The 6,000-nt window shown below is 67.5% G+C and carries 6 protein-coding genes and 1 other RNA gene; 6 read left to right on the top strand and 1 reads right to left on the bottom strand.

What is annotated here, in order from left to right:
* The first annotated feature begins 415 nt into the window (after positions 1–415).
* On the top strand, positions 416–1,117 hold the full coding sequence (locus ACIREO_RS29430) for an LPXTG cell wall anchor domain-containing protein (RefSeq protein ID WP_404115605.1): 702 nt from the start codon (positions 416–418) through the stop codon (positions 1,115–1,117).
* A gap of 142 nt (positions 1,118–1,259) precedes the next feature.
* Here the strand turns inward: ACIREO_RS29430 and ACIREO_RS29425 are convergent, their stop codons facing one another.
* Positions 1,260–1,451, bottom strand: coding sequence for a hypothetical protein (locus ACIREO_RS29425; protein ID WP_404115603.1), 192 nt, complete (start codon positions 1,449–1,451; stop codon positions 1,260–1,262).
* 259 nt (positions 1,452–1,710) lie between these two features.
* Here ACIREO_RS29425 and ftsE point away from each other — a divergent pair, with 259 nt between their 5' ends.
* The 5 genes from ftsE to ssrA all read left to right on the top strand — a co-directional run bounded on the left by ftsE (position 1,711) and on the right by ssrA (position 5,615).
* Positions 1,711–2,400, top strand: a complete 690-nt coding sequence (ftsE, locus tag ACIREO_RS29420; RefSeq protein WP_031100680.1) for a cell division ATP-binding protein FtsE — start codon at positions 1,711–1,713, stop codon at positions 2,398–2,400.
* A gap of 23 nt (positions 2,401–2,423) precedes the next feature.
* Complete coding sequence (gene ftsX / locus ACIREO_RS29415) at positions 2,424–3,344, top strand: permease-like cell division protein FtsX (protein ID WP_404115601.1); 921 nt, start codon at positions 2,424–2,426, stop codon at positions 3,342–3,344.
* Between the two features lie 68 nt (positions 3,345–3,412).
* Positions 3,413–4,600, top strand: a complete 1,188-nt coding sequence (locus ACIREO_RS29410; protein WP_404115599.1) for a S41 family peptidase — start codon at positions 3,413–3,415, stop codon at positions 4,598–4,600.
* 18 nt (positions 4,601–4,618) lie between these two features.
* A complete protein-coding gene (gene smpB, locus ACIREO_RS29405) occupies positions 4,619–5,107 on the top strand; it encodes an SsrA-binding protein SmpB (protein ID WP_404115597.1) in 489 nt (162 codons plus the stop codon).
* Positions 5,108–5,227: 120 nt separating this feature from the next.
* Positions 5,228–5,615: a transfer-messenger RNA gene (ssrA, locus tag ACIREO_RS29400) on the top strand.
* Positions 5,616–6,000 lie beyond the last annotated feature (385 nt).

Below are 6,000 nucleotides of genomic sequence, written 5' to 3'. Positions count from 1 at the left end.
CGCTCGGCTGGGAAACCCCAGCCGAGCGTCTGGCTAAACTCCTCGCGGCCTAGACAACCGACCACGTGTTGCAACGATCGCTAGAAACCGCCACCTGTCCGGGCCCTTCGCGTTCTCACCCCGCCGGGGGCGCGGGGGAGTTGAGGGGAAGCTGTGGTGAATGAGTCACAGTCGTGATTCCGAATACCTGTCAAGAACCCCCATAGCGCCCTCTATCCCCCCGGAACCGCCTTGACGTAGTCCTTAACTCTGGACAGGGTGCTAGAGCAGCATGCGTATGTCTGGGACAGGTGTGAACGGGGGCGGGCGGGATGACCACGGTACGGCGTGGCCCTGCAGAGTGTGTGACCCCGCAGGGCCGTGGACCGCATAGGGCTGCTCCATCGACAAGATCAGCTACTGGGGGTAGCAACAGATGACCAAGAAGACGCGAATCCGCGTCGCGCGTATAGCCGCTGGTGCGGTTATCGCTGCGGGTGCCTCGCTCTGCGCCGCGGGCGCGGCCCAGGCGACGGTGCTCGACGACATCATCAACGTCGTCGACGGCGACGACGCCACCAACCCGGGCGGCGGCGACGCCACCAACCCGGGCGGCGGCGACGAGACCAACCCGGGCGGCGGCGACGAGACCGACCCGACCAACCCGGGTGGGGGCGACCCGACGGACCCGACGGACCCCACGGACCCCACGGACCCGACGGATCCCACGGACCCGACGGATCCCACGGACCCGACGGACCCGACGGATCCCACGGACCCGACGGACCCCACGGACCCGACGGACCCGACGGACCCGACGGACCCGACGGACCCGACGGATCCCACGGACCCGACGGACCCGACGGACCCGAGTGAGCCCTCGGACCCGTCCGAGCCTTCGGACCCGACGGACCCCGCAGCGCCCTCGGACCCGTCCTACCCGGACGCCGGTGACAACACCGACACGGACAGTGTCGGCAACCAGCCGGTCGAGCAGGGCAAGGGCAAGGACGAGCTCGCCGAGACCGGTGCGGCCGAGACCACGTTCCTGCTGATCGGTGCCGCGACGATGATCGCCGGTGGCATCGGCTTCCGCATCCTGCCGCGTCTGGCCGGCGGCGGTCGCACGGCGGCCTGAAGGCCGTAGACGCACGCTGAAGGGCCCGGAAGAGCCGACATGGACCTTCCGGGCCCTTTCGCGTACCGAAACGCTTCCTGGGGGCCGTACGCGCACATCTCGGCCCGCCGGACAGCGGAGGCGAGGCTTCCGGCTCAGGTTCTCAGATCGCCTGGTGTGCCAGCAGGGCCAGAGCGGCCACCAGGATCACCATCAGCGCTATCAGCATCGCCGGGTTGAGCCCCGCGAACGGCCCTTCTCCCTGCATCCGCTCCCGGCTCGCCCGGCAGACACGGCAGCGGCCCTCGTTCACAGGCGCCGCGCAGTTCGCGCACACCAGTCGGTCGTAGGTCATGCGCAGTCCTCCTCCCGCGCGGCGGGAGCCGCATTCACGTTCTCTCCGCACAACGCTCCGGGAAACGCAACGGTTCCCCCTACCACTGTGCCAGCTCGCGTGGGTTTCGGCGCGGCCCGCCGGGACAGGTCCGGCACGCCCCGTTTCGTGCCATGCCGCTTTCCGTCACAAATCCCTCATTGCCGGACGCCGACTGCACGCGTCAGTCTGGTTCGCGTATGGTCACGCTCACCTACCCCCGGCCGACCGTGGTGCATCCGTGATCCGATTCGACAACGTCTCCAAGACCTACCCGAAGCAGAGCCGTCCAGCTCTCCGGGACGTCTCACTCGACATCGAGAAGGGCGAGTTCGTCTTCCTGGTGGGCTCCTCCGGCTCCGGCAAGTCCACCTTCATGCGGCTCATCCTCCGGGAGGAGCGCGCCAGTCAGGGCATGGTCCACGTGCTCGGCAAGGACCTCGCGAGGCTGTCCAACTGGAAGGTGCCGCAGATGCGCCGCCAGCTGGGCACGGTCTTCCAGGACTTCCGGCTCCTCCCCAACAAGACCGTCGCCGAGAACGTGGCCTTCGCGCAGGAGGTCATCGGCAAGCCGCGCGGCGAGATCCGCAAGGCCGTGCCGCAGGTTCTCGACCTCGTGGGTCTCGGCGGCAAGGAGGACCGGATGCCCGGTCAGCTCTCCGGTGGTGAGCAGCAACGTGTCGCGATCGCGAGGGCGTTCGTCAACCGCCCCATGCTGCTGATCGCGGACGAGCCGACCGGCAACCTCGACCCGCAGACCTCCGTGGGCATCATGAAGCTGCTGGACCGGATCAACCGGACCGGCACCACCGTGATCATGGCGACCCACGACCAGAACATCGTCGACCAGATGCGCAAGCGCGTCATCGAGCTCGAGCAGGGCCGTCTCGTCCGTGACCAGGCGCGTGGCGTCTACGGCTACCAGCACTGAGCCTCGAGTACTGAAAGGACGCCATGCGCGCCCAGTTCGTCCTGTCGGAGATCGGCGTCGGTCTTCGTCGAAACCTCACGATGACCTTCGCGGTCGTGATCTCCGTCGCCCTCTCGCTCGCCCTGTTCGGCGGTGCGCTGTTGATGCGCGAGCAGGTCAGCTCGATGAAGACCTACTGGTACGACAAGGTCAACGTCTCGATCTTCCTCTGCAACAAGAACGACGCCAAGGACGTGCCCAAGTGCGCCAAGGGCGCTGTCACGGCCGAGCAGAAGAACGAGATCAAGGCCGACCTGGAGAAGATGGAGGCCGTCGAGAAGCCGGTCCTCTTCGAGACGGTCGACCAGGCGTACAAGCACTACCAGGAGCAGTTCGGCGACTCGCCGATGGCCGGCAACATCACCCCGGACCAGATGCAGGAGTCGTTCCGCGTCAAGCTGAAGGACCCGCAGAAGTACAAGGTGGTCGCGACGGCCTTCGCCGGCCGTGACGGGGTGCAGTCCGTCCAGGACCAGCGCAGCATCCTGGACAACCTCTTCGGGCTGATGAACGGCATGAACGTCGCCGCGATCTTCCTGATGGGGCTGATGCTTGTCATTGCGCTGATGCTCATCGTGAACACCGTCCGTGTCTCGGCGTTCAGCCGGAGACGGGAGACGGGCATCATGCGGCTGGTGGGGGCCTCGGGCTTCTACATCCAGATGCCGTTCATCATGGAGGCCGCGTTCGCCGGTCTGATCGGCGGACTGCTCGCCTGCGTGATCCTGATAGCGGCGCGGTACTTCCTGATCGACGGCGGACTCGCCCTCCAGGAGAAGCTGAACCTGATCGACTTCATCGGCTGGGAAGCGGTTCTCACGAAGCTCCCGCTGGTCCTCGCGATCGGCTTGCTGATGCCCGCGGTTGCCGCTCTCTTCGCGTTGCGCAAGTACCTCAAGGTGTGACGAGCGCCCCGTCCCGCATACGGCCAACGAACCGTGTGCGGCCGGGGCGTTGTCCTACACTCGGCCACATGCCGGGCCTTACGTACCATTTGAAACCCCGAGGTATCTACCGCGGGGCGGCCCTGACGTTGGTGTTCGCGAGCGTGCTGGCCACCGCCGCGGCCACCGGGTCCCTGCCCCGTGAGGACGGCTCGGGCACGGAGATAAAGACCCGAGCGGTGTCCTCGACCGTCGGTTCCGTGGACCGCGAGGAGATCGCGGACGCGGTCGCCGACGCGGAGGCCGACGGCAAGTCCGGCACGGACGCCGCCGAGGAGGTCGTCAGCCGCAGCGGGGACCGCTGGGGCGCGGTCTACGACGAGCGGGAGTACGAGGAGTTCGAGCAGGCCCTCGACGGCTCGTACACCGGGGTGGGGATCTCCGCCCGCCGCTCGGTGCGCGGTGAGGTCACCGTGACAGGGGTCCGCACGGGCGGGCCGGCGGATCTGGCAGGTGTGCGCAAGGGTGACCTGCTGCACACCGTGGACGGCCGCCCGGTCGAGAAGCGCCCCGTCGCCGAAGTGGTCGCGCTGCTGCGCGGAGACCGGGCGAAGGCGCCGGAAGGCTCCTCGGTGGTCCTCGGCCTGAGCCGAGGCGGGCACTCGTGGGCCACGACCCTGCGCAGGGCCAGGCTCAGCACGGATCCGGTGAGCGTCCGGCGGCTCGGCGGGGACCGCTCATCGGCTGTGCTGATCAAGGTCGCCGCGTTCACCAAGGGCACCGGCACCGCGGTCCGCGACGCCGTGGACGGGGTGCCCGGGGACGCGGGAATCCTCCTGGACCTCAGGGCCAACACGGGCGGTCTGGTCAACGAGGCGGTCACCGCCTCCTCCGCCTTCCTGGACGGCGGGCTCGTCGCCACCTACGACGTGCACGGCGAGCAGCACGCGCTGTACGCCGAGTCCGGCGGGGACACCGAGCGGCCCGTGGTCGTCCTCGTGGACGGCGGCACGATGAGCGCCGCCGAGCTGCTGACCGGCGCGCTGCAGGACCGGGGGAGGGCGGTGACCGTCGGATCGCGCACCTTCGGCAAGGGTTCCGTGCAGCTGCCCAGCAAGCTTCCGGGCGGCTCGGTGGCCGAACTGACCGTCGGGCACTACCGCACTCCGGCGGGCCGCAGCGTCGAGGGAACCGGCATCACGCCGGACGTCGGGGCAGGTCCGGAGGCCCAGCAGCGGGGCGAAACAGTATTGAGTGGCCTCGGGGGTGGGTCGTAGTGCGAAAATGACCGCACTATGGCCAAGGAAAAAGACACCGGGCGCAAGATGATTGCGCAGAACAAGAAGGCGCGGCACGACTACCACGTCCTCGACACCTACGAGTGCGGCCTCGTGCTCATGGGCACGGAGGTCAAGTCGCTGCGGATGGGCAGGGCGTCGCTGGTCGACGGCTTCGTCCAGATCGACAACGGGGAGGCGTGGCTGCACAACATCCACGTCCCGGAGTACGTGCAGGGCACCTGGACCAACCACTCGGCCAAGCGGAAGCGCAAGCTGCTCCTGCACCGGGCCGAGATCGACAAGCTCCAGTCCAAGTCGCAGGAGACGGGCCACACGATCGTGCCGCTCGCGCTGTACTTCAAGGACGGCCGCGTCAAGGTCGAGATCGCGCTCGCCAAGGGCAAGAAGGAGTACGACAAGCGTCAGACGCTGCGCGAGAAGCAGGACACGCGGGAGACGAACCGTGCGATCTCGGCGGCCCGCCGGCGCCAGCGCAGCGCGTAGCCGCCACACGGCCGGGGCCCGCGCCCCGGCGCTGCCGGAATGCAGTGGCATCCGCGTGCGTTGTTCACGTACGATGGGCCGTGCACCTCAGCGAAGGTGCGCGGATTGAAAAATCAACATGGGGATGATCGGTTTCGACAGCGGATGTCGAAGCAGGGGAAGCGAGTCGAGGAAGCGGCAATGATCTCGTAAACCATATGTCGCAAACAATAATCGCCAATTCCAAGCGCGATTCCTCCGCCTTCGCCCTCGCTGCCTAATTAGCAGCTAAGCGAAGACTCTGCGGAGTGTCAGCCCGGGAGTGATCCCGACCCGGATCCTGGCATCACTAAGGGATCTAAACTTCTAAGCCCGGTCACGGGGCTTAGAAGGAAATCAAACAGTGACTGGGCCTGTCGGAGGCTTGTTCGCGTGACCTCCGGGGCCGAGAAAAGCGCAGCGAACTGCACTCGGAGAAGCCCTGGTTCCGCACCGTTGGACGCGGGTTCGATTCCCGCCATCTCCACAACCCCATGTAAGCCTCCGCCCCGCGAGTTCTCTCGCGGGGCGGAGGCTTTTTCGCGTCGTGCGGACGCGGTCGGGCTCCTCAGAGGTCAAGCATCAGGCGAAGGTAGCTGCGTACCTCGGCCTTCTCCTTCTCGCTGATGATGCCGAGGGGTTGCCTTCCTACGAGGCGGCGCTCGGATATGGAGCGAATGTCGTCAGTGCGTGCCCGTGTATCGGCGAGGAGACGATGAGGACCGGGCGCCGGCCCGACTGCTTCGCTGCCGACAACGGGACCGGCCGATGATCCGGTGGCGAGGAGCGGGTGCAGGGCGCGGACGCCCTTGAACCGGCCGTACTCGGCGCCCTGGTTTGCCCGGCCGTGGACGGTGTTGGGTTGGGGACGGGAC

Origin of the sequence: Streptomyces sp. NPDC102441 (assembly GCF_044765585.1) — a bacterium.
In the GTDB taxonomy this organism is placed as follows: Bacteria; Actinomycetota; Actinomycetes; order Streptomycetales; family Streptomycetaceae; genus Streptomyces.
The sequence above is the reverse complement of the archived record's forward strand: the minus strand, read 5'-3'. Positions and strand labels throughout refer to the sequence as shown.